The following is a 26,333-nucleotide window of genomic DNA, read 5'->3' on the forward strand; positions in this document are numbered from 1 at the left end:
AAACAGGCAGCCTCATCCGTATCAGGCAGCATCCGAGGCAGCGCCTTTGTCGGTCAACGCGCGCGAGCCGCACTCGTGATGCGCCGACGTTGGCGTTGGCGCAAACCCCGTCTTTGGCGTCGATGTCGAACTTGCGTTGTCTTTGGGCGCACGCCTCGTCTTCAAGCGCAGAATGGGCTCCTCGATCAGGCGCCACGACAGCAGCGCGAGCCCGAGCGAGATCCCAAACGACGCCGCAATTCCCACCGCGTGTGCCCATAGCGGCACCACACCGCCAAACAGGGCCCGTGCGTGGTGATTGCGCGTGAGATCGGGAATCAGGTTGTGATACAGATAAAAGCCGTAGCTGATGCGCCCGAGCCCCACGAGCCAGCGCGCTTCGAGCAGAGCCATGACGACCGCATTGCGGCAGCACGCAATCGAACACACCAGCGCCGCGATACATACGCCATACGCGGCGTCGATACAAGTGAACAGCGCCGGATTCCGAACCTCGCTCCAGGCCGGCTCGCTCGCACAAAAACCCACCAGACAAAGGCTTAAACCAAACAGCGTTGCGCCATGCCCGAGCGAGGCGCGCAGACGGCCCGCGTGATGGACAACCGCAAGCCCTCCCATCCCGCCGAGCGCCAATAACCAGAAGTTGCTCAGCGGATGCGTGTAGATGGTGATCTCCTGCCAATGCGCGGCGCGCATGAGCCATAGCGACACCAGTCCCACTGCGACCGTCGACGCGCACACGGCAAGATGCCGCCGGGTAGCGAGCAGCAACAGCAGCGGCGCGAACACCAGGTAGAACTGCTCCTCGATGGCAAGACTCCACAAGTGCGAGTAGCGCCCCGGCCAGTAATGCAGCACCGAGCCGATCCAGAAGTTCGACAGATAAGCGAAATGAAATGGCATACCGCTCGCGAGCTGCGGACTTGCGAGGCCGAATAGCATGAGCACTGACATGACCGTCAGCATCAGGTAATAGATCGGGAAAATGCGCAGAGTGCGGCGAAACAGGAAGCGCTTGAGTTCAACGACAAAGCCGCTGCCGCTTTGCTCGATGCGCAGCCGTTGCGCCGAGAGAATGCCCATAATCAGGAAGCCGCTCAACGCAAAGAAGATCCATACGCCGAGATGGCCTATCTCGCCGATGTCGCCGAATAGCCGGTGCTGGAGAAACACCATCAGGACTGCAATGGCGCGCAGTCCGTCGAAGCCGGCAATCCTGTTGTTCATGTGAGCGTCTTCCAATGCGAGGGCGGTGCGCGTGCGCAACCGTTCGGGTCGGTAATGGAAGGACCGGTGCCGCGTGAATCCAACAGCCCGTCGTGCAAGCGGTGCAAGCGCGGGCAGCGGCACAAGGAAGGCGTCGCAACGACGCGCAACGCGCGCACTGATTGCAGTCGTGGTGCGAGCGTGTCCGGTCCACATGAGTGGCCGCCGTGCGGAGCGTTGTTCGCGTGCGGTGCACGAGCTCCGACGGTCATGCATGAATTCATCGTACGATGAAAAAAAACAAAAAAAATCGCATACCGCGATCTGTTGATTATTTTCGGCGGCATTTACCGGATGTATTGGCGAATGTGCGTGAAAGCCGCAAAACTTGCCGCCAATGAAATACTCCGGTTTTCGCGATTACCGCATGCCGACAGCGGCATTTCAGTTAGCCAGCGAATCGCTGTGAACGAAAGGCTGCCTGTCAGCGTCCATGACTTCATTGCGCGGCATCTGCCGAAACGTTATATGGTGGCGCGTTGCTGGATAACTTTCCTGCGAGAACATGCATGGACATTCGCCGCGGACGCTCCGTCGAAGTGGACTTCTTTCGCGGGGTCGTGTTGATCGTCATCGTGCTGGATCACATGCCCGGCAGCACGCTTTCTCATGTGATGCTGCACGCGTACGCGCTGTGCGATTCGGCGGAAGTGTTTGTGTTTCTCGGAGGCTACGCGTCGGCGGCGGCGTATACGGCGGTCATGACGGCGCGCGGCGAAAAGGCCGCCCGGCTGCGTTTCGTGCGGCGCTGCTGGGAGATTTACCGGGCGTATCTGCTGACCGCGCTGTTCACGCTGCTCTCGGGCGGAGCGCTCGCGTTGCTGCACTTGAATCGCCCGATGGTCGAACTCACGGGCTGGTTGCCTTTTGCCGCCGAGCCGCTGCAGCAGGCGTTGAACATTGCAGTGCTGCGCCGGCAGCCGTATCTGTCGAGCGTGTTGCCTATGTACATGTTCTACGCGCTGCTGGTGCCCGCCGTCGTGCCGCTCGCCCTGCGCTCTCGTGTGGCGGCCCTTGCGTTGAGCGCGGCCATATGGTGTCTCGCACGTCCGCTCGCCGCGCTATTGAGCATTGACGACGTGGCCGACTGGGCTTTTAATCCTTTCGCATGGCAATTGATGTTCGTGCTTGGCATCGTATGCCGGCTCGCGCCGATCAGCGAGCGCTTTCATGCGGGCAATGCGGCGCGCTGGTTCACGCGCGTCGCGATTGCCGCCGTGCTCGCGTTTGCCGCCGTTAAACTTGTCGTGCTGACGCAGCCTTTGCCCGGCACCCTCAAACAGAATCTTTCCGTGGACCGCGTGATCAACTTTATCGTCATAGCCTGGCTCCCGGCGCGACTTGTGCGGGTGGGCAGTATCGCGCGGCTCGCGCAGCGGCTGCCGGCGGTCGTTACGGTGGGCCGTACCGGGCTCGTGTGTTTTGTCGGCGGTACGCTGGTGTCGCTGATCGTTGATACGGCCACGCCCCATACGTTTCATGGCTTTCGAGGCGTGCTGATGGGGCTTGCCGGCGACTTCGTCGCGATTGGCGCGTTGCTGATGCTTGCGCGCGCCTGGCACGGATGGCGAGGACAGCAGCCACGCGCGGCTGCAAGCGGGGCGCGTTGCGGATGATGGCGCGAACGCGCGGCATAGACATAGCGTGGACCCGGCGCGGGCGCGCCAGCGCCGAAGGGCCCACGCTCGGGCCCATGTTCGAGGGCCTGCTGGGGGCCATGCTTAGGGCCATGCTCGCGATGGCATGCCCCGCGCTGGGCATGCACACGGCTCTCGGCGCACAGAAGGAAGCATCGCTTTCCATGCGTTGCGCCGAATTCGCGGGCGCCGTATTGCCGGCAGAAGTTATCGCGCTGCCCACAGCCGGCGCGCAGATCGAAAGCGCCACGATGATCGGCGCCACCGCGCCCGGCAATCAGCAGGGCGGTGAGTATTGCCGCATCACGGGGCGCATCAAGGCGCTCAAGGCGACCACGCCGGACATCCGCTTCGACCTGAATCTGCCGCGTCACTGGAACGGGCGCGCGCTGCAAGTGGGCGGCGGCGGGTATAACGGCGTCGTGGTGAGCGGCACCGGCGTGATGCCGTTTTCGCCGGACCGCGCGCCGCTTGCACAAGGCTATGCGACCTTCGGCGACGATTCGGGGCACGTGGGCGATTCCTCGCTCGCGGTGTTCGGCCTTGTCGACGAAGCCGTGACCAACTTCGGCTATGCGCATCTGAAGAAGACGCACGACGCCGCGCTCGCACTCATCGCGCGCGCGTATGGCCGGCCGCCGCAGCGCATGTATTTCGCCGGCGGCTCCACGGGCGGCCGCGAAGGCTACACCGTGATGCAGCGCTTTCCCGACGACTATGATGGCGTGATCGCCAATTCGCCTGCGCTCAATTTTTCGGGCGTGCGACTGATCGGCGTGAAAGTAGGGCAGGCGGAATATGCGACGCCGGGCGGGTTCGTGCCGCCGCTCATGCTGCAGCACGTCTATCAGCGCACGCTTGCCGTATGCGACGGGCTCGACGGCGCGGCCGACGGCATTGTCAGCGACGTCGCCGCCTGCCGCACGCATGAAGCGGAAATCGTCGAGTCATTACGCTGCGCGGGGCGCACGTTCTCGCCCGACGAGCCGCGCGACACCTGCCTCACCGAAACGCAACTGGCCACGTTGATGGTGCTGCGCGATGGCTTGTCGCTGCCTTATAAGCTCGCGTGGGACGTCAGCGGTTATCGCGGTTACAACGTTTTCCAGGGCACGCAGCTGACGGGTTCGCTTGGCCTCGGGCATCAGGGCCAACGGCTCGCGGAGCCGAAATTTTTTGCCAACGGTTACCTGTACGCGCAAGGCGACGGCTATGTGCGCTACTTCGTTGTGCGCGATGCGGACTTCGACTCTCTGCGCTTCGATCCGCTGCATCCGGGCAAGTATCGCGCGCAGCTGATCGCGCTTTCGCAAACCATCGGCGCGATGAACCCCGACCTTGGGCGCTACATGGCGCGCGGCGGCAAGCTCATCACGCTGCAGGGTCTCGCCGACGAAGTCATCAGCCCGAACCAGACCATTGCATACCGCCAGGCGCTAGTCGAGCGTTATGGCGTGGATGAGGTTAATCGTTTCATGCGTTTGTACATGGTGCCGGGTTTTCAGCATGGCAGCGGCGCGTTCGTGCCGTCGGTCGATCTGCTGGGCGCGCTCGATAACTGGGTCACGCGCGGCGCGTCGCCGGAAACGCTGATCGCCACCGACATCGCCGCGGCAACCAACGGACGCTCGCGACCGTTGTGCCGCTATCCATTGTTTCCGCGCTATACGGGCAAGGGGAATGTCAATCTTGCGAGCAGCTTTGTTTGCAAGGAGCCGTGACTGACCAGAAAGCCGTCATGACGAACCGCGATTGCGAGCGAGGGTCCTGCTCTGTCGCGAGGCGCGTCTTCTTTACATTGAAACCGTTGCAAAATCCACCATCGGCGTGAGGGGCTGTCAGCTCAATAAAAGGACGGCGACGCCATGCGGCGCCGCCGTCGCTGTGTCCCAGCGCTTTCACCGCCTCGAGATTCAGCTACTGCTTGAGGCCCGAGGCCCGAGGCTTGAGACGGAACCGGGCCCTGACTTACTGCCCGTTCTGCATGGTTCCGTTAGCGCCGCTGGTGCCGCTGCGCGTACCGTTGCTCATGCCGTTGTTCGGGCGCTTCGTGGTCGCGCTGTCCGGCGAAGCGCCGGTGCCCGTGCCCATGCCCCCGCCGGTGCCCGTCACGCCCGGCGAGCCATAGCCGGAATCGCCGGGGTGCTTCATCGTGCCGGGGCCCATGCCGGGAGTGAGCGTGCCGCCCGCGCCGCCAGCGGTTCCGCCGCCCGCGCCCACTCCGTTACCGCCGCCCGCACCGGCCGCGGCGCCGCCGCCCGCACCCCCGCCCCCGCCGGCACCGCCGCCGGCTTGTGCGTAGGCTCCGCCCGAGAGTGCCATTACGAGCGCTGAAGCAAAGATCGTCTTGGTAAGGCGTTTCATGATTCATCTCCATAGAGTCGATTGAGGTCACGCGAGCGCCTCGCACTCACATGAAAACACTGCCGCAAACACTGTGCCTTGGTGCCGGCGCCCGGCGCACGGGTGCAGTAGCACGGCGACAATCGAGCATGGCGCGTTCCCGGCGCGGCGCCTCGCCGGCCTCGCGCGACGTGGACGGGCGCCCCATGAGGCCGCCGCCATTTGCGCCATATCGCTATGGAAGCCGAACTATCGTGCGCTGCAACGACGTGTTGGCAGCCCGATACGGCAGTGCGCGACTTTCCGTAGGCTTCGACGGTCTGCGCTGCAGGCTTTCGCGGTTTCCATTACATTGCGGGTGCGGTCGCGCTTGCGCGTCATTTCATCCACTTTTGCAACGGTGTCTGCCATCGTCGAATCCATGCAGCCAATCGTCTCAGTCACGAATGTGTCGAAAACCTATGCAAGCGGTTTTCAGGCGCTAAAAAACATCAACCTCGGAATCAACCGCGGAGAAATCTTTGCCCTGCTCGGGCCAAACGGGGCGGGCAAGACCACGCTCATCAGCATCATCTGCGGCATTGTCAACGCGAGCGAAGGCAGCGTGATGGTGGACGGCCGCGACATTGCCGCCGACTATCGCGGCGCGCGCTCGTTGATCGGCCTCGTGCCGCAGGAACTCACCACCGACTCTTTCGAGACCGTGTGGGCCACGGTGTCGTTCAGCCGCGGCCTGTTCGGCAAGCCCAAAAACCCGGCCTACATCGAGAAAGTGCTGCGTGACCTGTCGTTGTGGGAGAAGCGCAACAGCAAGATCATCACGCTGTCGGGCGGCATGAAGCGCCGCGTGCTGATCGCGAAGGCGTTATCGCACGAACCGCGCGTGCTGTTTCTCGATGAACCCACGGCGGGCGTGGACGTCGAATTGCGCCGCGACATGTGGAAACTGGTGCGCTCGCTCGCGGCAAGCGGCGTGACGATCATCCTGACCACGCATTACATCGACGAAGCGGAGGAAATGGCGGACCGCATAGGCGTAATCAACGGCGGCGAGATCATGCTGGTCGAAGAGAAAACCGAACTCATGCGCAAGCTGGGCAAGAAGCAGTTGACGCTGCAGCTCGAGAGTCCGCTCGACGCGTTGCCGCCGTCGCTCGCTGGCTACGGGCTCGACGTGGCGAAGGGCGGCAACGAGCTGATCTACACCTACGAAGGCGACGGCGGACGTACCGACATCATTGCGCTGCTAAAAGCACTCGACGACGCCAGCATCCGTTTCAAGGACCTGCACACCACGCAGAGTTCGCTTGAAGACATCTTCGTGAGTCTGCTTCGAGGTAACCAATGAACATCTACGCGATTCGCGCAATCTACAAGTTCGAAATGGCGCGCACCTGGCGCACGCTGATGCAAAGCATCATCGCGCCGGTGATCTCCACGTCGCTTTACTTCGTCGTGTTCGGCGCGGCCATTGGCTCGCGCATCAAGGAAGTGGACGGCATCAGCTACGGCGCGTTCATCGTGCCGGGGCTGATCATGCTCTCGCTGCTGTCGCAGAGCATTTCCAATGCGTCGTTCGGCATCTACTTTCCGCGCTTCACCGGCACGATCTACGAGTTGCTGTCGGCGCCGGTCTCGTATCTGGAGATCGTGGTGAGCTACGTGGGCGCGGCCGCCACCAAGTCGATCCTGCTCGGCCTCATCATTCTCGCCACCGCGGGCCTTTTTGTGCCGCTGCAAGTCCAGCATCCGTTCTGGATGATCCTGTTTCTCGTGTTGACCGCGGTCACGTTCAGTCTGCTCGGGTTCATCATCGGCATCTGGGCGGACAGCTTCGAGAAGCTGCAACTGGTGCCGCTGCTGATCATCACGCCGCTCACGTTCCTCGGCGGGAGCTTCTACGCGGTCAACATGCTGCCGCCGTTCTGGAAGGTGGTGACGCTCTTCAATCCGATTGTTTATCTGGTGAGCGGATTCCGCTGGAGCTTTTACGGCCTCGCGGATGTGAACGTCGAAATCAGTCTCGGCATGACGGCGCTTTTCCTGGCCGTGTTTCTCGCGATTGTCGCGTGGATCTTCAAGACGGGCTACCGCCTGAAGAGCTGAGCGGCGCGCTGCCATAAGAAAAACGGCGTGGCGACAACTGCCGCCACGCCGTTTTTTCGGCGCTCACCCATGCGCGACACTTCTACGAGACGTACGCCTTCGCGACGTTGATCAACTGCACGCGGTTGCGCACGTTGAACAACTGCCGCAAACGCCGCAAGTGGTAGTCGACATTGTGCGGCGAGAGCCCGAGGAAATACGCGATTTCCTTGTCGCGTTGCCCTTGAACCACCGCCTTGAGCACCGCGTGCTGCAACTCGCTCAACGTCACGCGGTGCTGCTGCGCGGGCGTCATGCCGATCACGCTCTTTGCGTGCGTCCAGATGAACTCATGAATCGTGTGCGCGAACATCAGCGTTTCGGCCACGATCGATTCCGTCATCCAGCGCGGGTTGCCGATCTCCGAGTTGAAGCACAGGCTCGCGCTCAAGTCCGGCTCGGGCAGCGGCATCTGCGTGAGAATGCCGCTCTTGCGACCGGTCTCCTCCAGCATGTCGATCAGGCCGCCAAGCCGCTCGCTGCGCATTTGCGCACGCGGCAGGTCGGCGCGCATGTCCACCGTATTCCAGAGGAACGGCATGCCTGTCGGCGAAGCCAGCGCCACGCGCGGATCGAGCTCGAAATAACGCTCGCGAAAATAGCGTGTGAGCCAGCTCTGCGACTCATAGCTCGTCAGCACGAACATGGTCTTGCGATGCGCGGACGTGCGCGTGGCCGTATAGCTGAACGAGTTGAAGCCCAATTGCCTGATGCGCTGCCGCACAAATTCAATGCGGTCCTGCGCGCTGCCAAAACGCACCAGCGGACTGATGAGCGGCGCGCGGCGCGCGGCCGGCGAGGGCGTGCCGATCTCTTCCTCGGTAAAGAGCGTGAGAAAACCTGCGGGCGCCGCGCCTGTTGCCGCGCGGCCAGATACGATCGATGCTTCAGCCGCGTGGGCTGTCTTCGCGGCCTGCCGCGTGCCGGCCGGGTAGGCCGGTTGTGCGGTGAGCGCTGGGTTGTATGCTGCCGACGCATGGCCCGCTTCGCCTTGCGGCGAACCGGTCAGCCAATGCGGCAGCGTATCGCATTCGTGTTCCATGAAACGGTAGCTCCGGCGTTCGAAACGCGTGAAAGACGACAACCTGAATGATTAGCTATTTCCAGAAATTACGGTAGCCGGTTCCTTGCTATCATTTTTGAATTCTTGCGCTGACAGCCGACCGGCGACGCGGGTTCGACAGGTTTCTCTATTTGCATACGGCACCTCCTTGGGAATGGACGTGAAGACACGAATTCCAAAGCTGACAACGACGCTTGCCTACGACCGCTACCTGGCGGGCCAGAAACTGGTGTCGAGCGTGGATCGCCCGTGGCGTCACCTGGTGTTGCGCTCCTATCTCGAGCCGGACGAGCAGGAACTGCTGGAAGCGCCCGGCCTGCAGGACCTTACGCTGATGACGCTGGCAAGCGGCGCCGAGCATCTTGAGCGCAATCTGAACGGGCGCTGGGAAAGCGCCGAGCTGCGAGTGGGCGACGTCTGGTACGTGCCGCCCGCGCCAATCTCCTGGCGCTGGCGTTCGATCAGCGATGAGCCGCTGTCGACCGTCCATTTACATATCGAGCGCAGTCTGATCGACAGCGTGGCAGATCAGATGGAGCTCGGCGCATCGCGCCGCGAACTGTCGCTCGGCGACGCGATGCGGTTTCACGATCCACTGGTGGCCGCGATGCTTTCCGCATTGCACCGCGCCGCCGCCGACCCCGCCGACTCGCGTCTTTATGTCGATGCGCTGGTTCATGCGCTTGCCGCGCATCTTCTTCAACATTATTCGCACGGCCGGCAAGCAGGAACGGCACAGCCGGCGCAGCCAGAACGCCTGGTGCCGCGCCGCATCCGGCGTGTAACCGATTACATTCGCACGAACCTGGGCGCCGATCTTTCAATCGGCGAACTGGCCGCGCAGGCCGGTCTGAGCAGCTTCCACTTTGCCCGCGTATTTCGCCGTGAGACTGGCGAAACGCCGCATCAATACGTGACCCGCATGCGCCTCGAGGTAGCGGCAAAGCTGCTGCTCTCCACCGATCAGAGCGTGCAGCACATTGCCCTTGCGGTAGGTTACGAGAATGCCAGTCATTTCTCCGTGCAGTTCAAGCGTGACTACGGCGTGACGCCGCTTGTCTACCGGTTGCGCGGTTGAGTCGCGGACCTGCGCGGCGGCGGTCGACAGCCAGTGACCGATGAACCTGGCCGACAACAGACCACTAACCGGCCGGCAAGATGGCCGGTGCAGCCGCGGGCGGGATTTTGGCAACAGCCGGTGATGGACGGTGCCCGCGCGCGACGCTGCGAGCGGTCCCCTCCGATGCATGGCGGCGCTGCGCCTCTTATTGGGCTTTGGTTTTGACGGTCAGCCCGGTCACGCCTGACAAGCGGAGGGGGAAGCCGGAAGCCGTCTGTAGGAATCACGCACCTTTCGAAGTGTGCTGTGCATTGCGCGGCTTGCAAACTACGAACTTTCGTGGCGCGCCAGTGGCTCGACCTGGCATGGGGTCGTGTTTCCGTTCGCTTGAGCCGCGGCGAGCGTTGCGTGGCGGGTGGCCGAACTGGCCTGACCGGCCCGATGCGAACTGTATCTGTCGAACCCTTGCACGGCACGACAGAATGACCAGCCCACGGCCCGCCCCGGCCGCTTCCGGTTGACCGCGCCTCGCCGGGCGGTTTTTGCTGATCGCTGCTTGCTGACCGCTGCTTGCTTTGCGCTTCTTGCTTTGCGCTTCTTGCTTGCGGCTGCCTGCCGGCCGTTTTTTGTCGACCACCTCCTCCATCATTCACCGTCATACCGGATACCTGCAATGACCCGACTTCGAATCACCTGCTGCGGCCATGTCTTTATCGCCGAAACCAACCCGGACGCGCCGCAAACCGTGAACGCCTTCCTCAAGCTGCTGCCGTACCGCCAGAAGATCATTCACGTGCGCTGGAGCGGCGAGGGGTGCTGGGTGCCGCTTGGCGAGTTCAAACTGGAGAACGACGGCGTGGCGGTCGGCTTCGAAAACCACACGAGTCATCCGTCGGTCGGCGACATTCTGTTTTATCCGGGCGGCTACAGCGAAACGGAGATTCTGATCGCCTATGGCTCGTGCTGCTTCGCAAGCAAGATGGGACAACTCGCCGGCAATCACTTCCTGACTATCGTCGAAGGCAAGGAAAAGCTGCGTGAAGTGGGCGTCAAGGTGCTGTGGGAAGGCGCGCAAGACGTGTTGTTTGAAAAGATCTGAGCTCCCCGCGCATTTCGCCGCTCGGCGGCTCTCTAGTGGTGCGGGCCAGCATTGCCTTGCTCGCATTTCTTCAACGCCGGTTCTCGGCCGCCTTCAGTATTCGACTAAAAGCTCTTAATCGTGCGCATGTCCGATTACGATGTTTGGCTGCTTTTCGTCTTATTCGCCCTATGCCATTTAGCTAATTCACGCTAAAAAATCGCTTTTCGGATTAATCGTATTCGCGAACTGCGGACGTGCCTGCACACTCGCCGCTTGAGCCCTGTTTGCCGGGCAGAAGCGGTGCGTCCTGAGTCCGACCTGTCCGTTAAATACTTAGGATGGCATAAGAAAAATCCCGGCAAGAGATCGTGGATAAAGAGTGGGAGGAATGTTGAACAAGACTTATAAAGCGGTATGGAATGAAGCGAAGCGCGTGTATATAGCGGCATCGGAGGTAACGAGAAGCGGGGGCGCGAAATGCGCTTCGATATGCCGGGCGCTTGCTGCTGCGTCGGCGGGCCTGTTCGGGGCGCTGGCGCTGGTGCAGCCGGCTGCCGCCCAGGACTGCACATCGGCAGGCTGTCCGGATATCACCAATGAGCTGTTCTACGATAGCGGCGCGCACGACATTGTGACGCTCGGCAATCCGGGCACGCCGGTCAGGGTGACGAACGTCGCGGCGGGCGCATTGAACCCTTACAGCACCGACGCGGTAAACGGCGCGCAACTGCGCGCCACCAACGACGCGGTGTCGCAGAATGCCGCTAGCATCTCGGATCTCGCGGGCAACATCGCAAGCGGCCAGATAGGGCTCGTTCAGCAGGACCCGGACACACGTGCTCTAACCGTCGGGCGGGGCACGGACGGCAACTCCGTCGACTTCACCGGAACCGGCGGGCCGCGCGAACTGCTCGGCGTCGCGGCGGGGACGACTGCGCAGTCGGCGGTCAACGTTGCGCAGCTCAGGCAGGTCGTGTCGACACTCGGAGGCGGCGCGTCGGTGAGCGCGAACGGCTCGACCGTCGGTCCGAAGTACTACCTGCAATCGGGCACGCAAACTACGGTCGGCAGCGCATTGACCTCGCTCGACACCGGCATCGCGGCGCTGAAGTCTCAGGTCGTGTCCGGCAGCATCGGGCTCGTGCGGCAGGATCCCGACAGCCGCGACATTCTGCTCGCAACGTCGTCACCGGGGATTCGCGTGAACGTTGCCGGACTGAACGGCAACCGCACGCTGACGGGCCTCGCACGCGGCGCGATCGGCGAGTCGAGCACCGATGCGGTCAACGGCGCCCAGCTTTACCGCAACGCCGCGACCGTGGCGGCGGCGCTCGGCGGCGGCTCCGCCGTGACTGCGGACGGCACGCCTAAAGCGCCGGCTTACACCATTGGCGGCAGCACCTATAACGACGTCGGGTCGGCGCTCGCCGCGGCCGTCAATACCAGCGTGGCAACCAGCACTGCGGCGAGTGCGGCCGCGAGCGCGTCGACAATTGCAGCGGCCACGGCCAATTCGGTTCAATACGATTCGTCCACGCGGGATCTCTTGACGCTTGGCAACGCCGGCGCGCCGGTCCGAGTGACCAACGTGCGCGCCGCGAATCTCACGAGCGACAGCGTGGACGCAGTGAACGGCGGTCAGTTGTTCGCCACCAATCAGATCGTCGCGCAGAACAGCGACAGCATCGCGAACCTGGACCGCCGCGTCACCAGCAGCGCGGCCGACATTGCGGACCTCGATCAGCGCACGAGTGTCAACACGACGAAGATCGCCGGCCTCGACACGCGCACCACAGCGCTCGAGGGCAATCTGACGAACGTCGCGAAGCAGATCACGAACGGTGAGATCGGCCTCGTTCAGCAGGACATGACCTCGCGTGTGATCAGCATCGGGCAGGGCACGGACGGCGGGCGCGTCGATCTGGCCGGGACCGGCGGCGCGCGTCAATTGACCGGCGTCGCGGCAGGTGTGACGGACAGCGCCGCGATCAATTTTGCGCAGTTCAGCCCGGTGGTGGCCGCGCTTGGCGGCGGTGCGCAGATCAACACCGACGGCACGGTCACCGGCCCGACATACCACGTGCAACGCGGCACGCAAAACAACGTCGGCGACGCGCTCGACTCGCTCGACAACGGGCTCACGACGTTGCAGCAGAACGTCGAGAAAGGCGGCATCGGCGTCGTTACGCAAGACCCGGCTTCACGCGTAATCAAGATTGGCGCGACCACAGACGGCCGCTCGGTCAACGTGGCGGGCACGCAGGGCAATCGCGTGGTCACGGGTGTCGGGCGCGGCTCGCTGAACGCAACCAGTACCGACGCGGTCAACGGCTCACAACTGTTCGCGCAGGCCGCGAGCACGGCGACGGCGCTTGGCGGCGGGTCGACGGTGAATGCGGACGGTTCGGTGAGCGCGCCCGCTTTTAAGGTGGGCGGGCAGGTGGTCAACAGCGTCGGCGATGCGCTAGGCAATCTGGACGGCCGCGTCACGCAGAACAGTAGCGACATTGCGGGTTTGCAGAGCACCGTTGGCCGTATCAACGGGACGGTGGTCAATGCGGTTCAGTACGACGGCTCCGCGCACGACAAGGTGACCCTCGGCGGCACCACTGCGAATGGGCCAGCGGTGCAACTGACCAATCTGAAGAACGGCGAAGTGTCGGCCACGAGCAGCGATGCGGTAACCGGCGCGCAACTGTGGCAGACCAACCAGCAGATCAGTAGCATCGACCAGACCGTGAAAAACTACGCGACCACCGGCAACGGCTATGTGGCCGCGAACAGTTCGGCTAGCGCGCCGCAGGCGAGCGGCAACGGTTCTCTCGCGCTTGGCGGTGGCGCGAAGGCGTCGGCAGCCAATAGTGTCGCGCTCGGCGAGGGCTCGGTGGCCGATCAGCCGAATACGGTTTCCGTCGGCTCGAGCGGCAACGAGCGCCGCATTACGAACCTCGCCGCCGGGCGCGCGCCGGGCGACGCTGTCAACGTGCAGCAGTTCCAAAGCGGCATGGGCGATCTGGCGCGGCGCGCGTATGCCGGCGCGGCGTCGGCAATGGCCATGAACATGGTCCCGGAGGTCGATGCGACCAAGAACCTCGCAATCGGCGTGGGCACGGCCGGCTACATGGGTTATCAGGCTGTGGCGGTGGGGCTGTCGGCGCGCGTCGCGCAAAACTTCAAGGTGAAGTTGAGCGCGGGCATCAGTTCGGTGACCACCGCGGTGGGCGCCGGTGCCGCATATCAGTGGTAGGGGAGCCGGCCGGCGGGAACTGCCGGCGGCGCAGGGAAGGCGCCCCGCCGTGAAGGCGGGGCGCACTGGCTTACTGGAACAGCTTCATCGCTTGCGAGAGCGTGTTGTAGACACCCCACGCCAACGGAACCATCACATACAGCCAGAAGACGGCGATCATGACCTTGTTGGTCGGGTGCACGGGTTCAACGGTCGACATGCGAATCTCCTTATGCGCCTTTGGCGACTTGTGCGTCGGTCATGTGATGCTTGTCGTCCACACGCTTGACCAACAGATTGCAGATGAAGCCGACCACCAGCAGCACGGCCATGATGTGAACCGTCATCGTGTAGGCGTCGGCTTTCGCGACGCCGTGCGCGACTTCGTATGCGCGGATGTAGTTGACCAGCACGGGGCCGGCCACGCCGGCTGCGGCCCACGCGGTCAGCAGGCGTCCGTGAATGCCGCCCACGAACGCTGTGCCGAACATGTCCGCGAGATACGCCGGCACGGTCGAAAAGCCGCCGCCGTACATGGTCAGAATCACGCAGTACGACAGCACGAACAGCGCCATATGGCCGGATGCGGCAAAGCTCGGCACGAGGAAATACAGCACCGCGCCCAGCGCGAAAAAGATGAAGTAGGTGTTCTTGCGGCCAATCCAGTCCGAAGCCGACGCCCACACGAAGCGGCCGCCCATGTTGAACAGCGAGAGCAGGCCGACGAAGCCGGCAGCGGCGGCGGCCGTCACGGTGCCCTTGAAACTCTCCTGAATCATCACCGACGCCTGGCCGAGAATGCCGATGCCGGCGGTCACGTTCAGGAACAGCACCAGCCAGATCAGATAGAACTGCGGCGTCTTCAGCGCCTCGTCGATGTGCACGTGGTTGCGCGTGATCATCTTCTGCGTCGACGTGGCAGGCGGGGTCCAGCCTGCCGGTTTCCAGTCGGCTGGCGGCACGCGAATGGCCAGCGCGCCGATCGACATGGAGATGAAATAGACAACGCCGAGCACGATGAAGGTTTCAGCCACGCCAATACTGGTGGCGCTCTTGAAGTGATTCATCAGCGCGACGGAGAGCGGCGCCGCGATCATCGCGCCGCCGCCAAAGCCCATGATCGCCATGCCGGTCGCCATGCCGCGGCGGTCGGGGAACCAGCGGATCAGCGTCGAGACAGGCGACACATAGCCGAGGCCGAGCCCGATGCCGCCAATCACGCCGTAGCCGAGATACAGCAGGACAATCTGGTGCAGGTACACGCCCAGTGCGGAAATCAGAAAGCCGCCGCCGAAACAGCAGGCTGCGGTGAACATGGTGCGGCGCGGGCCGACGTGCTCCAGCCACTTGCCGGCGAAGGCCGCCGACAAACCGAGAAACACGATGGCCAGCGAAAAGATCCAGCCGAGCGACGTGAGCGACCAGTCGTCAGCCGCCGATTGCGTGATGCCGATGACCTTGGTCAACGGGCCGTTGAACACGGAGAACGCATACGCCTGGCCGATACAGAGATGAACGGCGAGTGCTGCGGGCGGAACCATCCAACGGGAAAACCCCGGTTTCGCAATGGTGGCTTCTTTGGAAAAGAATGGTGCGGAGCCTCGATTGTGCTGTGGCTCGGTAATACTGCTCATGGTCGGTCTCCCGGGAAGCGAAGTCTTTGTTATCGGCGCATCAGACCGAATGCTTGAGTCTTTTCGGCGTGAAAATTGCAGAACGATGCCGCGTTCATATATGCGGCTGGGCTTCATATGAACGCGCGCAAATTCTGTGGGGAACTTGCTTGTGCGAACGATAGGGCGGTGAGCCTAGGTTGGCAATATGAGATAGCAATGCATAAGGCATTGCCCGAGGGAATGCGACGCGGATCTGTCGGATGGCGTCCACAAATCCCAAATGGCGGGTAGGGCGAGGCATGAAACGTCCGTTACGCGCGCGCGGTGTCTCTCGCTGAGCCGAGCGCAAAAGCAGAAAGTCCGGCGGTGGCAGCATCGCCACGCCGGCCTTTCCTGGCTGCGCATTCCGTCAGACCGTGCGCCCCGTCTTCATTTTCGCGGCGACCAGCACCGAGATCAGACAGCCGACCGCGAGATAGCCCGCCACCGGGTGCCATGAACCTCCAGCAAAACTGACCAGCGCGACCGCAATGAACGGCGTGAATCCGCCCCCCACCACGCTCGCCACCTGATAACCGACGCCCGCGCCGCTGTAGCGATATTCGGTGCCGAAAAGTTCGGTGAACATCGGCTGCTGCACGCTCACCACCATGTCGTGGGCGATGTTCGCGAGCATCACCGCGAAGACCACGATCCACACCGTCGAACGAGCTTCGAGGGCCAGGAAAAACGGCACCGCGCTGAACATGCCGACCAGTGCGCCGACGATGTACACGCGGCGGCGGCCAAAGCGGTCGGCGAGCATCGCGAAGAGGGGAATCGTCACGCAGCTCACGGCGCCGACCAGCAGACCGATGCTCAGGAAGAACTCGCGCGGCATATGCAGATTCGCCGTCGAATAGTTGAGCGCAAAGGCGGTCACGATATACATCGTGAACAGTTCCGCAAGGCGCAGCGCGATGATGAGCAGGAACGCTTTCGGGTGGCGCAGCAGGGCTTCCACGATCGGCAGCCGAACGCGGCGTTCGCCGTGCGCGCCGACCTTTTCCACGAACTCCTGCGACTCTTCCATACTCGAGCGGATCCACATGGCAATCAGCACCAGCACCACGCTGAAGAGGAACGGCAGGCGCCAGCCCCAGCTCATGAACGACGCGTTGTCCATCGAGCGGCTGATCAACGCGACGAGCCCGGTTGCCAGCACGAGGCCGACACCGTAGCCGACCTGCACGCCGCTGCTGTAGAACGCCTTTTTCTTTTCCGGTGCGCTTTCTACCGCCATCAGCGCCGCGCCGCCCCATTCGCCGCCGACCGCGAAGCCCTGAATCGCGCGCAGCGTGACGAGCAACACGGGCGCGAGCCAGCCGATGGTCGCGAACGACGGCAACAGGCCGATAGCGGCGGTGGACAGGCCCATCATCATCACCGTTAGCACCAGCATGCGTTTGCGCCCGAGCCGGTCGCCGAAATGGCCGAACACGAAGCCGCCCAGCGGCCTGAACAGGAAGCCGACGCCGAACGTCGCAAAGGCCGCGAGCGTGCCCATGGCGGGGCTCACTTTCGGGAAAAACTCTGAATTGAAGACCAGTGCCGCGACAATGCCGTACAGCAAAAAGTCGTACCAGTCGACAACTGCGCCGACGAAACTGCCCAGCGCCGCCTTGCGAGCGCGGCTGCGTGCCGTGCGAGGGTCGATGGCTGCGGCCGGCGAAACGGTAGTGCTCATGACGGGTGTCTCCTTGGAATTCTGGGAACGCTGTGTGTGGTTAGCCGCGTGAGCCTTGGCCCGACGCGCGTGCGTCTGGCGAATGGGGGCATGGCTAACAATCGCAGGATGTGCGGAAGGTTAATGGTGTGGGCGTCATCCCACAATTAGCACAGAGGGTCGGCTGCGCGATATGCGAACGCTTTTGCGCGCATTCCGCGCGTTTCTAGCGTTTACACCGAGCGCGATGCAAGTCGACTTGAGGGACACGCGCGATGACGCGGCGCATGCTACCGTAAGGATATGATCGGAAAACAACAGTGACTGATATACTACATACCGAATATTGATTTTTGCGGCGATGCAGCATATGATTGAGTCATTCGTTCACTCAATCGTTTGGAGCTACAAATGGAATTTGTTCCTCTCTCGCTGCTGGCCGTTGCTGTTGTTGGCCTGGGTAGTGCCGCCACGGTTTTCCTGGCTCGCTCGATTCCGCAGTCTGTCGCGCAACTTGCAGCGCAACATGGCCGCTTTGTCGGACTTGACCAGCAGCGCGGGGCCGCGGTGGCGCCTTATCGTATGCATGTTCAATCTGAGGCGATGAATGTCGTCGGAACTTCAAACTGAAGCGGTGGCCACACCTTTGACGTTGTCGTTGCAGCCTATCGGCGCAAGCGCGAGCTTGCGCGATCAGGCTTATGCCATGCTGCGCCAGGCTATCGCAGACGCGGACATTTACCAGACGCGCGAAGAAATCCGTCTGGACGAGCGCGTGCTGAGCGAGACGCTTGGCGTAAGCCGCACGCCTGTACGCGAGGCGATGACGCTGCTTGAGCAGGAGGGCTTTCTGCGCATGGTGCCGCGCCGCGGCATCTACATCGTGCGCAAGAGCAAACGCGAAATCGTCGAAATGATTCACATGTGGGCCGCGCTGGAAAGTATGGCCGCCCGGCTCGCCACGCAGCGCGCTACAGACGAGGAAATCGCCCGTCTGCGGCATATGTTCGACAATTTCCGCGACGCCACCCCTGCTGAGCACATCGCCGAGTATTCCGACGCGAACATCGCGTTTCATCAGGCTATCGTCGAACTGGCGAAGTCCCAGATCATTCTGGACACCATCAAGAACATCTTTATCCACGTGCGGGCCATCAGGCGCATGACGATCTCGCAAAGCGATCGCGCGTCGCGCTCGATTGTCGACCATCTGCGCATTATCGAGGCGCTCGAGAAGCGCGATACCGAACTTGCGGAGCGGCTCACGCGCCAGCATTCACTGGATCTGGCGGCCTTCGTGGAGAAAAACTGCGATTTCCTGGATTGACCGCTGAGTAGGGCGGGCCGCCGGTTCAGGCGCGCACCGCATCGGAGAAGGACGCAGGCGAAAGCCCGCGGTGTTCACGCACCGCGGGCTTTTTTATTCGTGCCGCCGCCGCTCAGGGAAACACCGTGCTTGACGCCGTCTGAAATGTGGTATGTGATATATCAACAGTGAGCGTTTAGGGACTGCGCTCAGTGTTTTCCCTTGCGGCCGGAATCAGTCAGCTTCCAAGAATCACCGTCTTGCCCGTCCGCCAAGGGTTGCAGCGCAAACAGCACGCTTGGCCCTTCCGCGAAATCGTCCTTGCCTGAAACTGATATATCACATACCGTATGTGAACAGAGCCGGCAGCGTGGTCTGGGAATGTGTTCAAACAATCGACAAGCAGCAGATTCTTGGGACGCGGGGTAAGCGCACGAGCGCGAACTCCCATCAATGCTTAAGCATGGAACCGGCGTAACGGCTGAAGCGCCCGCGCCGGTCGACATACACAGGAGACGACCATGTCCGCAGTTGTTTCATCCCTGAACCCGGTTACGGGCAGCACCACGGCGGAAGACACGCTCAAGCAGAAGACGCGCAACGCCGGCGTCGTTTCCGGCGGCCACCTGGTCGCGAAGGCGCTGAAGAACGAAGGCGTCGATACGATCTTCACGCTATGCGGCGGACACATCATCGACATCTACGATGGTTGCGTGGACGAAGGGATTCGCATTATCGACGTGCGCCACGAGCAGGTCGCGGCGCACGCAGCCGACGGCTATGCACGCCAAACGGGCAAGCTCGGCTGCGTGGTGACGACGGCCGGCCCCGGCTGCACGAACGCGGTGACCGGCATTGCGACGGCGTTCCGCTCGGAAAGTCCGGTACTGCATATCGGCGGCCAAGGCGCGCTCACGCAGCACAAGATGGGTTCGCTGCAAGACCTGCCGCACGTCGACATGATGGCGCCCATCACCAAGTTCGCCGCAAGCGTGTCGAGCACGGAGCGCGTGGCGGACATGATCTCTATGGCCGCGCGCGAGTGTTTCAACGGCGCGCCGGGTCCGGCCTACCTGGAAATTCCGCGTGACGTGCTGGACCGCGAAGTGGAACTGACGCGTGCGGTCGTGCCGCAGCCGGGCCACTATCGCGCGTCGACCAGGTCGATTGGCGACCCGCGCGACATTGAGAAGCTTGCCGACATTCTCGTGAACTCCGAGCGTCCCGCGATTCTGTACGGGCAGCAGGTGTGGACCGCACGCGGCCATGAAGAAGCGATCGCGCTGCTGCGCGGACTCGACATTCCGGGCTACTTCAACGGCGCGAGCCGCGGCCTGCTGCCGCCGGGCGACCCGCATCACTTCGACCGCACGCGCTCGCAGGCTTTCGCCAATGCGGACGTGCTGATCGTAGTGGGTACGCCGTTCGATTTCCGCATGGGCTACGGCAAGCGCATCAGCAAGGAACTGACGCTCGTGCAGATCGACATGGACTACCGCACGGTCGGCAAAAACCGCGATATCGACCTCGGTCTGGTCGGCGATCCAGGCGCGATTCTCGCGGCTGTGCTGCAAGCCGCGAGTGGTCGCCTGAAAGACGACAAGCGCCAGGCGCGCCGCAAATGGATGGCGCAGCTTCAGGACGCCGAAGCAACCGCGACTGAAAAACTGATGCCGCTTTTCAAGTCGAACAACACGCCGATTCACCCGTACCGCGTCGCCTACGAGCTCAACGAGTTCCTCTCCGACGACACGATCTATATCGGTGACGGCGGCGACGTGGTGACGATTTCCGCACAAGCCGTGCGCCCGCGTCGCCCGGGGCAGTGGATGGACCCAGGCGCGCTCGGCTCGCTCGGCGTCGGCACGGGCTTCGCGCTTGCCGCCAAGGTCGCGCACCCGCACAAGGAAGTGCTCTGCTACTACGGCGACGGCTCGTTCGGCATGACCGCGTTCGACATGGAGACGGCCAACCGTTTCGGCGCGCCGTACCTCGCGGTGATCGGCAATAACTCTGCGATGAACCAGATCCGCTACGGCCAACTCGCCAAATACGGCGACGAGCGCGGCAACGTCGGCAATCTGCTGAGCGACGTGCCGTTCAGCAAGTTTGCCGAAATGCTGGGCGGTTACGGCGAGGAAGTGCGCGACCCCGCGCAGATCGCGAGCGCATTGCAGCGTGCGCGCGAAGCGATTCATCGGACCGGGCGCTCTGCGGTCGTCAACATCTGGGTCGATCCGCGCGAATATGCGCCGGGCACCAAGAATCAGACCATGTACAAGTAATACGGATACCTTAGGAGACACGACATGGGCAAAGCACTCGACGGCGTGCGCATTCTCGATTTCACGCATGTGCAATCGGGCCCGACCTGCACGCAATTGCTGGCGTGGTTCGGCGCGGACGTGATCAAGGTGGAGCGGGCCGGCGCCGGCGACATCACGCGCGAGCAACTGCGCGACATTCCCGACGTGGACAGCTTGTACTTCACGATGCTCAACCATAACAAGCGTTCGGTCACGATCGACACCAAGCACCCGGAAGGCAAGCAGGTGCTCGAGGCGCTGATCCAGAAATGCGACGTGCTGGTCGAGAACTTCGCGCCGGGCGCGCTGGATCGCATGGGCTTCACGTGGGAGCGCATCCAGGAGCTGAATCCGCGCATGATCGTTGCGTCGGTCAAAGGCTTTGGCCCGGGTCCCTACGAGGACTGCAAGGTCTACGAGAACGTCGCGCAATGCGCGGGCGGCGCGGCCTCGACGACGGGCTTCGACGACGGCCCCCCGGTCGTGTCCGGCGCGCAGATCGGCGACAGCGGCACCGGCCTGCATCTGGCGCTTGGCATTGTCACCGCGCTGTATCAGCGCACGCAAACGGGCCGCGGCCAGCGCGTGCTCGCCGCGATGCAGGACGGCGTGCTCAATCTGTGCCGCGTGAAGCTGCGCGATCAGCAGCGGCTGGAACGCACCGGCGTGATGAAGGAGTATCCGCAATACCCGAATGGCAAGTTCGGCGAAGCGGTGCCGCGCGCGGGCAATGCATCGGGCGGCGGGCAGCCGGGCTGGATTCTCAAATGCAAGGGCTGGGAGACCGATCCGAACGCCTACATCTACTTCATCACGCAGGCGCCGGTGTGGGCCAAGATCTGCAACGTGATCGGCAAGGAGGAGTGGGCCACTGACCCCGACTACGCGACGCCCGTCGCGCGTCTGCCGCGCCTGAAGGAGATTTTCGCGGAAATCGAACGCTGGACGATGACCAAGACCAAGTTCGAGGCCATGCAGATTCTCAACAAGTACGACATTCCCTGCGGGCCGATTCTCTCGATGAAGGAGATTGCCGAAGAACCCTCGCTGCGCAAGACCGGCACGATTGTCGAAGTCGATCATCCGACGCGCGGGAAGTATCTGACAGTTGGCAATCCTATCAAACTGTCCGACAGTCCAACGGAAGTCAGGCGCTCGCCGCTGCTTGGCGAACATACCGACGAAGTCATGGCGGAACTGGGTTACTCGCCCGAGCAGATCAGTGCATTGCGTACCGCCGGCGCCATTTAGGCGCGCGCAAACCACAGACCAACCGTAGTGCAAGGCCGCCCGCCGCTTGCCATTCTGGCAGGCGCGGTGCCGGGCGGCGCCTTTCGAACCCGCATTGGAGACGGCAGGACATGGCATACGAAGACACGCTCTCATTGAAGGAACGCGGCACCGCTCATACGCCGGACGACCGCGTTCAGGTCGCCAATAAGGACGTCGTGCGGCACATTCTCGATCACGCCAAAGCGGAAGGCCGCAACTCGCTGACTGCGCCCGAAGGCAAGCTGGTATGCGATGTCTACGGCATCGCAGTGCCGAAAGAAGCGCTTGCGACGACCGCCGCAGAAGCCGCGCAATTCGCGACGGAGATCGGCTTTCCGGTGGTGCTGAAGATCGTTTCGCCGGAAATCCTTCACAAGACCGAAGCGGGCGGCGTGCTCGTCGGCGTGAAGAACGCCGCGGACGTAGCGGAAGGATTCGCCACGATCATGGACAACGCGAAGCGCTATAACGCGCAGGCCAACCTGCTCGGCGTGCAGGTGCAGCAGATGATCGGCGGCGGTCAGGAAGTGATTGTCGGCGCGGTGACGGACCCGTCGTTCGGCAAGCTGGTGGCATTCGGTCTTGGCGGTGTGCTTGTCGAAGTGCTCAAGGACATCACGTTCCGCCTTGCCCCGGCCACGCGCGACGATGCCCGCTCGATGCTAGACGGCATTGCGGCTGCCGACATGCTCAAGGGCGTGCGCGGCGGCGAACCGGTCGACCGCGAGGCGCTTGCCGGTTTGATCGAAAACGTGTCGCGGCTCGTTTCGGACTTCCCGGAAATCTCCGAGATGGACCTGAACCCCGTCTTTGCCAGCAAGCGCGGCGCGATTGCCGCCGACGTGCGCATCGTGCTGGACTTCTCGCCGCCGGTGGAGCGCTATCGTCCGAGTCAGGAAGACATCGTGCGGCAAATGAACCGCATCATGAAGCCGGACCGCGTCGCGGTGATCGGTGCGTCGGCGGAAGACGGCAAGATCGGCAACTCGGTGATGAAGAACCTGATCAACGGCGGCTATCAGGGCGAGATCTATCCGATCCACCCCAAGGCCGACGAGATCATGGGTCACAAGGCCTACAAGAGCGTGCTGGACGTGCCGGGCGAGATCGACGTTGCCGTGTTTGCGATTCCTGCCAAGTTCGTTGCCGGCGCATTGACGGAAGTGGGCAAGAAGCATATTCCCGGCGCGGTGCTGATTCCATCGGGCTTTGCCGAAACGGGCAATGTAGAAGGACAGCAGGAAATCGTGGCCATTGCGCGCGAATACGACATCCGCCTGATGGGGCCGAACATCTACGGCTTCTACTACACGCCGAAGAATCTTTGTGCAACGTTTTGCACACCGTACGATGTGCAGGGTAAGGCGGCGTTGTCGTCGCAATCAGGCGGTATCGGCATGGCGATCATCGGCTTCTCGCGTTCCGCGAAGATGGGTGTGTCCGCTATCGTCGGCCTTGGCAACAAGTCCGACATCGACGAAGACGATTTGCTGACCTTCTTCGAGCAGGACGACAACACGGACATCATCGCGCAGCATTGCGAAGACCTGAAAGATGGCCGTGCCTTTGCGGAAGCGGCGGCGCGCGTGTCGAAGAAGAAACCCGTGGTGGTGCTGAAGGCTGGCCGCACGAGCCTCGGCGCGCGCGCGGCGAGTTCGCACACGGGCGCGCTCGCCGGCAACGATCGCATTTACGAAGACGTGTTCAGGCAATGCGGCGTGATTCGCGCCCGCTCGCTGCGCGATCTGCTCGAGTTCGCGCGCGGCATTCCCAAGCTGCCGACGCCGAAGGGCGAGAACGTGGTGATCATTACCGGCGCGGGTGGCTCCGGCGTGCTGTTGTCGGATGCTTGCGTTGACAACCGCCTGTCGCTGATGACCATGCCCGCCGATCTCGACGCGGCCTTCCGCAAGTTCATTCCGCCGTTCGGCGCAGCGGGCAATCCCGTCGACATTACCGGTGGCGAGCCGCCCTCGACGTATCAGAACACGATCCGTCTCGGTCTCGAGGACCCGCGCATTCACGCGATCATTCTCGGCTACTGGCACACCATCATCACGCCGCCGATGGTATTCGCGCGTCTTGTCGTCGAAGTCAAGGAAGAGATGAAGGCGCGTGGCATCGAAAAGCCGATTGTCGCGTCGCTCGCGGGCGACGTTCAGGTCGAAGAGGCGGCCGAGTACCTGTACGCGCATGGCGTGCCTGCGTACGCGTATTCGACGGAAATTCCGGTCGCGGTGCTCGGTGCGAAGTATCAGTGGGCACGCGGCGCGGGCCTCATCTAACGCCTCAAACGGAAGGCGGCACGGTTTTCTTCGCGCGTATTGATTGCAATGGCGATGCTGTAGCACCAGCAATTTTGCATCGCCAATTGCGAGCCGCAGAGGACCGTGCCGAAGCGCTCAAGGAGCGGCGTATGGATACGTGGATGCGTTTCATGTCCAACGACGGCGGCGTGGTGTTCGGCCGCGTCGAAGGGGCTTATCTGCACGAGTATGAAAGCCTGGATCAGCCAGTGCCGACTGGCGCGGTGTTGTCCACGCGTGCGCTTACGCCGCTCGCACCTTGTGCGCCTGGCAAGATCGTCGCGCTCTGGAACAACTTTCACGCGCTGGCCGCAAAGCTCGACAAGCCGGTGCCGACACATCCGCTCTTTCTCCTGAAACCGGCAGGTTCGGTGATCGGCTCAGGCGAAGCGATACGGCGCCCCGCGAGCTACGCAGGCAAGATTGTCTATGAGGGTGAACTCGGCATCGTGATTGGCCGGGGTTGCCGCGATGCAAGCGTCGAAGAAGCTGCCGACGCGATCTTCGGTTACACACTCGTCAACGACGTAACCGCGGCGGATCTGCTCAACGAGAATCCGCACTTTCCGCAATGGTGCCGCGCAAAGGGTTTCGATACGTTCTGTTGCATCGGACCGGCGATCGTCTCCGGATTCGATTGGCAAAGCGCGCATCTCGTGACCGTGCTTGACGGCGTCGAGCGGCAAAACTATCCGCTCTCGGACATGGTGTTTTCGCCGGCCGAGCAGGTGAGCCTCATCTCGCAGGACCTCACGCTGGAACCCGGCGATGTGATCGCATGCGGCACGTCAGTGGGCGTCGGGTCGATCAAGGACGGCGCAACAGTGTCGGTCTCCATCGAGGGAATCGGCACGCTGAGCAACACGTTGAGTGCCGCGCTAGCGGTTGCAGCCGAAGCGCCGGGACCCGTTTGAACGGTGGCCGGCTCGCGAGCCACAAGCTCGCGCGGACGCCACAACACGGAAAGGAGTACGCGTGCCGCAAGCGTCTGGAAGTGCCGTGTGGCTGGGAGCATTCGTCGCGTTGAGCGCGGCATGTGCCGCGTTGCTGGCCTGCGCGCTGGGTTCCGTGTTTGCCGCGCAGGGGCAACGGCCGCTGTGGCCGCGCTCGGGTGCCGCGCGGCGCGAGCGCCCCTCCTGGCACGCCGCGGCGCTCGCGGCTGGGCTTGCCGGCGTACTCGCGACGGGCCTGGGGGCCAGCGAAAGCCTTGTCTTCGCGACGGTGGCCGGTGCCGCTGCTGGTGCCTTGCTCGTGCGCCGGCGCAATTTCACGCGACAGGCCGCGCTCGTTGCGCTGCTGGCGAGCGGCATGGGTTTATCGATCGTAGCGGTGGGCGTGGCGCGCTATGTGTCGCCGGGCAATCAGGCGAATCTCGCGATGTTTGAACGAATCGAGCTCTACGCCGCGGTTTTCGTCGGTGCGTTGATGTTCGCGACCTCGGCGGTCGCCTTCTGCAAACTGCGTGGCCTGTTGCCGCTGCGCGTGACGGCACGCTGCGGACACGACGCGGTCAATGTACTCGCGCTGCTGTTATGCGTGTGGTTGGGCTATGGCTTTGTTACCGAAGCGGCGCAGCCGTTCGGGCTCGCCGCCTTGCTCGGGATGAGTGCGCTCGCGTCGTCGATAGGCGTGCATGTGATGCTGAGCCGCGCCTATTCGAGGGCACATAAAAGACGGCCGCGGCATTCGCACGGCACGAACCGCGGAGCGGCAGGCGGCATGGCAATAGCCTGGCGAGACGACGAAACCCGGAGCGCGACTGTGCCCGGCATGGTGCGCGCGGCAGCATACCGTCACGGCCCGCGCTGGCATAACAAGGGGATCAGGCAACGGAGCATTTGCGTATGCGCGCCGCGTCGCCTTTCCAATCGTGCAGCTGTGGGCCGGCATCCATGAAGCCAGACATGAAGCAAGACCCGACCATCAGCGCGCGCCGCGCGCCGGCCTGTCGTGCCGCACGGAGAGAAACGGCAGCGGCCGCTCGCAGGAGAGGCGGGAACA

Annotated in this window: 20 protein-coding genes; 14 read left to right on the forward strand and 6 right to left on the reverse strand. The window is 62.9% G+C overall.

The window, feature by feature from the left end:
- Positions 1–21: 21 nt before the first annotated feature.
- Positions 22–1,227: an acyltransferase family protein gene (locus F757_RS0100065; RefSeq protein WP_035466069.1), complete on the reverse strand. Its 1,206-nt coding sequence runs from the start codon at positions 1,225–1,227 to the stop codon at positions 22–24.
- Positions 1,228–1,775: 548 nt separating this feature from the next.
- Here F757_RS0100065 and F757_RS0100070 point away from each other — a divergent pair.
- Together F757_RS0100070 and F757_RS0100075 are read left to right on the forward strand one after the other, a co-directional pair.
- Complete coding sequence (locus F757_RS0100070; protein WP_027209566.1) at positions 1,776–2,882, forward strand: OpgC domain-containing protein; 1,107 nt, start codon at positions 1,776–1,778, stop codon at positions 2,880–2,882.
- Between the two features lie 113 nt (positions 2,883–2,995).
- The gene (locus tag F757_RS0100075) at positions 2,996–4,624 is read left to right on the forward strand and encodes a tannase/feruloyl esterase family alpha/beta hydrolase (protein WP_051376637.1); all 1,629 of its coding nucleotides are present in this window, start codon (positions 2,996–2,998) and stop codon (positions 4,622–4,624) included.
- 247 nt (positions 4,625–4,871) lie between these two features.
- Here the strand turns inward: F757_RS0100075 and F757_RS0100080 are convergent, their stop codons facing one another.
- Entirely contained in the window at positions 4,872–5,267 is a 396-nt protein-coding gene (locus F757_RS0100080; RefSeq protein ID WP_027209568.1) for a hypothetical protein, read from the reverse strand.
- 400 nt (positions 5,268–5,667) lie between these two features.
- On the opposite strand from F757_RS0100080, the gene F757_RS0100085 reads away from it, so the two are divergent.
- A complete protein-coding gene (locus tag F757_RS0100085; protein ID WP_027209569.1) occupies positions 5,668–6,594 on the forward strand; it encodes an ABC transporter ATP-binding protein in 927 nt (308 codons plus the stop codon).
- On the forward strand, positions 6,591–7,352 hold the full coding sequence (locus F757_RS0100090) for an ABC transporter permease (RefSeq protein ID WP_027209570.1): 762 nt from the start codon (positions 6,591–6,593) through the stop codon (positions 7,350–7,352). Before F757_RS0100085 ends, F757_RS0100090 begins: the two co-directional genes overlap by 4 nt.
- 82 nt (positions 7,353–7,434) lie before the next feature.
- Here the strand turns inward: F757_RS0100090 and F757_RS0100095 are convergent, their stop codons facing one another.
- Complete coding sequence (locus tag F757_RS0100095; protein WP_027209571.1) at positions 7,435–8,433, reverse strand: helix-turn-helix transcriptional regulator; 999 nt, start codon at positions 8,431–8,433, stop codon at positions 7,435–7,437.
- A 175-nt stretch (positions 8,434–8,608) separates the two neighbouring features.
- On the opposite strand from F757_RS0100095, the gene F757_RS0100100 reads away from it, so the two are divergent.
- The 3 genes from F757_RS0100100 to F757_RS0100110 all read left to right on the forward strand — a co-directional run bounded on the left by F757_RS0100100 (position 8,609) and on the right by F757_RS0100110 (position 13,842).
- Complete coding sequence (locus tag F757_RS0100100; RefSeq protein ID WP_027209572.1) at positions 8,609–9,532, forward strand: AraC family transcriptional regulator; 924 nt, start codon at positions 8,609–8,611, stop codon at positions 9,530–9,532.
- A 655-nt stretch (positions 9,533–10,187) separates the two neighbouring features.
- A complete protein-coding gene (locus F757_RS0100105) occupies positions 10,188–10,613 on the forward strand; it encodes a DUF3830 family protein (RefSeq protein ID WP_027209573.1) in 426 nt (141 codons plus the stop codon).
- Positions 10,614–10,983: 370 nt separating this feature from the next.
- Positions 10,984–13,842, forward strand: a complete 2,859-nt coding sequence (locus F757_RS0100110; RefSeq protein ID WP_027209574.1) for a YadA-like family protein — start codon at positions 10,984–10,986, stop codon at positions 13,840–13,842.
- Between the two features lie 70 nt (positions 13,843–13,912).
- On the opposite strand, the gene F757_RS0100115 is transcribed toward F757_RS0100110, so the two are convergent.
- From F757_RS0100115 to shiA, 3 genes are all read right to left on the reverse strand, one after another.
- Positions 13,913–14,041: an MFS transporter small subunit gene (locus F757_RS0100115; RefSeq protein ID WP_027209575.1), complete on the reverse strand. Its 129-nt coding sequence runs from the start codon at positions 14,039–14,041 to the stop codon at positions 13,913–13,915.
- A 10-nt stretch (positions 14,042–14,051) separates the two neighbouring features.
- Entirely contained in the window at positions 14,052–15,455 is a 1,404-nt protein-coding gene (locus F757_RS0100120; protein ID WP_027209576.1) for an L-lactate MFS transporter, read from the reverse strand.
- Positions 15,456–15,846: 391 nt separating this feature from the next.
- Complete coding sequence (gene shiA / locus F757_RS0100125) at positions 15,847–17,163, reverse strand: shikimate transporter (RefSeq protein ID WP_027209577.1); 1,317 nt, start codon at positions 17,161–17,163, stop codon at positions 15,847–15,849.
- Positions 17,164–17,553: 390 nt separating this feature from the next.
- Between shiA and F757_RS34790 the strand changes: the two genes are divergently transcribed.
- The 7 genes from F757_RS34790 (at position 17,554) to F757_RS0100165 (ending at position 26,228) form a co-directional block, all read left to right on the forward strand.
- Positions 17,554–17,772: a hypothetical protein gene (locus F757_RS34790; RefSeq protein ID WP_084530659.1), complete on the forward strand. Its 219-nt coding sequence runs from the start codon at positions 17,554–17,556 to the stop codon at positions 17,770–17,772.
- A complete protein-coding gene (locus tag F757_RS0100135; protein WP_027209579.1) occupies positions 17,750–18,469 on the forward strand; it encodes a GntR family transcriptional regulator in 720 nt (239 codons plus the stop codon). Before F757_RS34790 ends, F757_RS0100135 begins: the two co-directional genes overlap by 23 nt.
- A 500-nt stretch (positions 18,470–18,969) precedes the next feature.
- Complete coding sequence (locus F757_RS0100140; protein WP_027209580.1) at positions 18,970–20,733, forward strand: thiamine pyrophosphate-binding protein; 1,764 nt, start codon at positions 18,970–18,972, stop codon at positions 20,731–20,733.
- Positions 20,734–20,757: 24 nt separating this feature from the next.
- Entirely contained in the window at positions 20,758–22,005 is a 1,248-nt protein-coding gene (frc, locus tag F757_RS0100145) for a formyl-CoA transferase (RefSeq protein WP_027209581.1), read from the forward strand.
- A gap of 110 nt (positions 22,006–22,115) precedes the next feature.
- The gene (locus tag F757_RS0100150) at positions 22,116–24,311 is read left to right on the forward strand and encodes an acetate--CoA ligase family protein (RefSeq protein ID WP_027209582.1); all 2,196 of its coding nucleotides are present in this window, start codon (positions 22,116–22,118) and stop codon (positions 24,309–24,311) included.
- Between the two features lie 131 nt (positions 24,312–24,442).
- Positions 24,443–25,246 (forward strand): fumarylacetoacetate hydrolase family protein, encoded by an 804-nt coding sequence (locus F757_RS0100160; protein WP_027209583.1) that lies wholly within the window; start codon positions 24,443–24,445, stop codon positions 25,244–25,246.
- Positions 25,247–25,307: 61 nt separating this feature from the next.
- Positions 25,308–26,228, forward strand: a complete 921-nt coding sequence (locus tag F757_RS0100165; protein ID WP_027209584.1) for an NAD(P)(+) transhydrogenase (Re/Si-specific) subunit beta — start codon at positions 25,308–25,310, stop codon at positions 26,226–26,228.
- Positions 26,229–26,333: the final 105 nt, after the last annotated feature.

This window comes from Burkholderia sp. WSM2232 (genome assembly GCF_000472545.1).
GTDB lineage: Bacteria > Pseudomonadota > Gammaproteobacteria > Burkholderiales > Burkholderiaceae > Paraburkholderia.

What these genes read in the sequence shown, in the direction of transcription:
- frc (WP_027209581.1), top strand. Translation starts at nt 20,758, where the DNA reads ATGGGCAAAGCACTCGACGGCGTGCGCATTCTCGATTTCACGCATGTG.
- F757_RS34790 (WP_084530659.1), top strand. Translation starts at nt 17,554, where the DNA reads ATGGAATTTGTTCCTCTCTCGCTGCTGGCCGTTGCTGTTGTTGGCCTG.
- F757_RS0100135 (WP_027209579.1), top strand. Translation starts at nt 17,750, where the DNA reads ATGTCGTCGGAACTTCAAACTGAAGCGGTGGCCACACCTTTGACGTTG.
- F757_RS0100110 (WP_027209574.1), top strand. Translation starts at nt 10,984, where the DNA reads ATGTTGAACAAGACTTATAAAGCGGTATGGAATGAAGCGAAGCGCGTG.
- F757_RS0100150 (WP_027209582.1), top strand. Translation starts at nt 22,116, where the DNA reads ATGGCATACGAAGACACGCTCTCATTGAAGGAACGCGGCACCGCTCAT.
- shiA (WP_027209577.1), bottom strand. Translation starts at nt 17,163, where the DNA reads ATGAGCACTACCGTTTCGCCGGCCGCAGCCATCGACCCTCGCACGGCA.
- F757_RS0100085 (WP_027209569.1), top strand. Translation starts at nt 5,668, where the DNA reads ATGCAGCCAATCGTCTCAGTCACGAATGTGTCGAAAACCTATGCAAGC.
- F757_RS0100080 (WP_027209568.1), bottom strand. Translation starts at nt 5,267, where the DNA reads ATGAAACGCCTTACCAAGACGATCTTTGCTTCAGCGCTCGTAATGGCA.
- F757_RS0100160 (WP_027209583.1), top strand. Translation starts at nt 24,443, where the DNA reads ATGGATACGTGGATGCGTTTCATGTCCAACGACGGCGGCGTGGTGTTC.
- F757_RS0100105 (WP_027209573.1), top strand. Translation starts at nt 10,188, where the DNA reads ATGACCCGACTTCGAATCACCTGCTGCGGCCATGTCTTTATCGCCGAA.
- F757_RS0100100 (WP_027209572.1), top strand. Translation starts at nt 8,609, where the DNA reads ATGGACGTGAAGACACGAATTCCAAAGCTGACAACGACGCTTGCCTAC.
- F757_RS0100065 (WP_035466069.1), bottom strand. Translation starts at nt 1,227, where the DNA reads ATGAACAACAGGATTGCCGGCTTCGACGGACTGCGCGCCATTGCAGTC.
- F757_RS0100140 (WP_027209580.1), top strand. Translation starts at nt 18,970, where the DNA reads ATGTCCGCAGTTGTTTCATCCCTGAACCCGGTTACGGGCAGCACCACG.
- F757_RS0100070 (WP_027209566.1), top strand. Translation starts at nt 1,776, where the DNA reads ATGGACATTCGCCGCGGACGCTCCGTCGAAGTGGACTTCTTTCGCGGG.
- F757_RS0100090 (WP_027209570.1), top strand. Translation starts at nt 6,591, where the DNA reads ATGAACATCTACGCGATTCGCGCAATCTACAAGTTCGAAATGGCGCGC.
- F757_RS0100095 (WP_027209571.1), bottom strand. Translation starts at nt 8,433, where the DNA reads ATGGAACACGAATGCGATACGCTGCCGCATTGGCTGACCGGTTCGCCG.
- F757_RS0100075 (WP_051376637.1), top strand. Translation starts at nt 2,996, where the DNA reads ATGCTCGCGATGGCATGCCCCGCGCTGGGCATGCACACGGCTCTCGGC.
- F757_RS0100120 (WP_027209576.1), bottom strand. Translation starts at nt 15,455, where the DNA reads ATGAGCAGTATTACCGAGCCACAGCACAATCGAGGCTCCGCACCATTC.
- F757_RS0100115 (WP_027209575.1), bottom strand. Translation starts at nt 14,041, where the DNA reads ATGTCGACCGTTGAACCCGTGCACCCGACCAACAAGGTCATGATCGCC.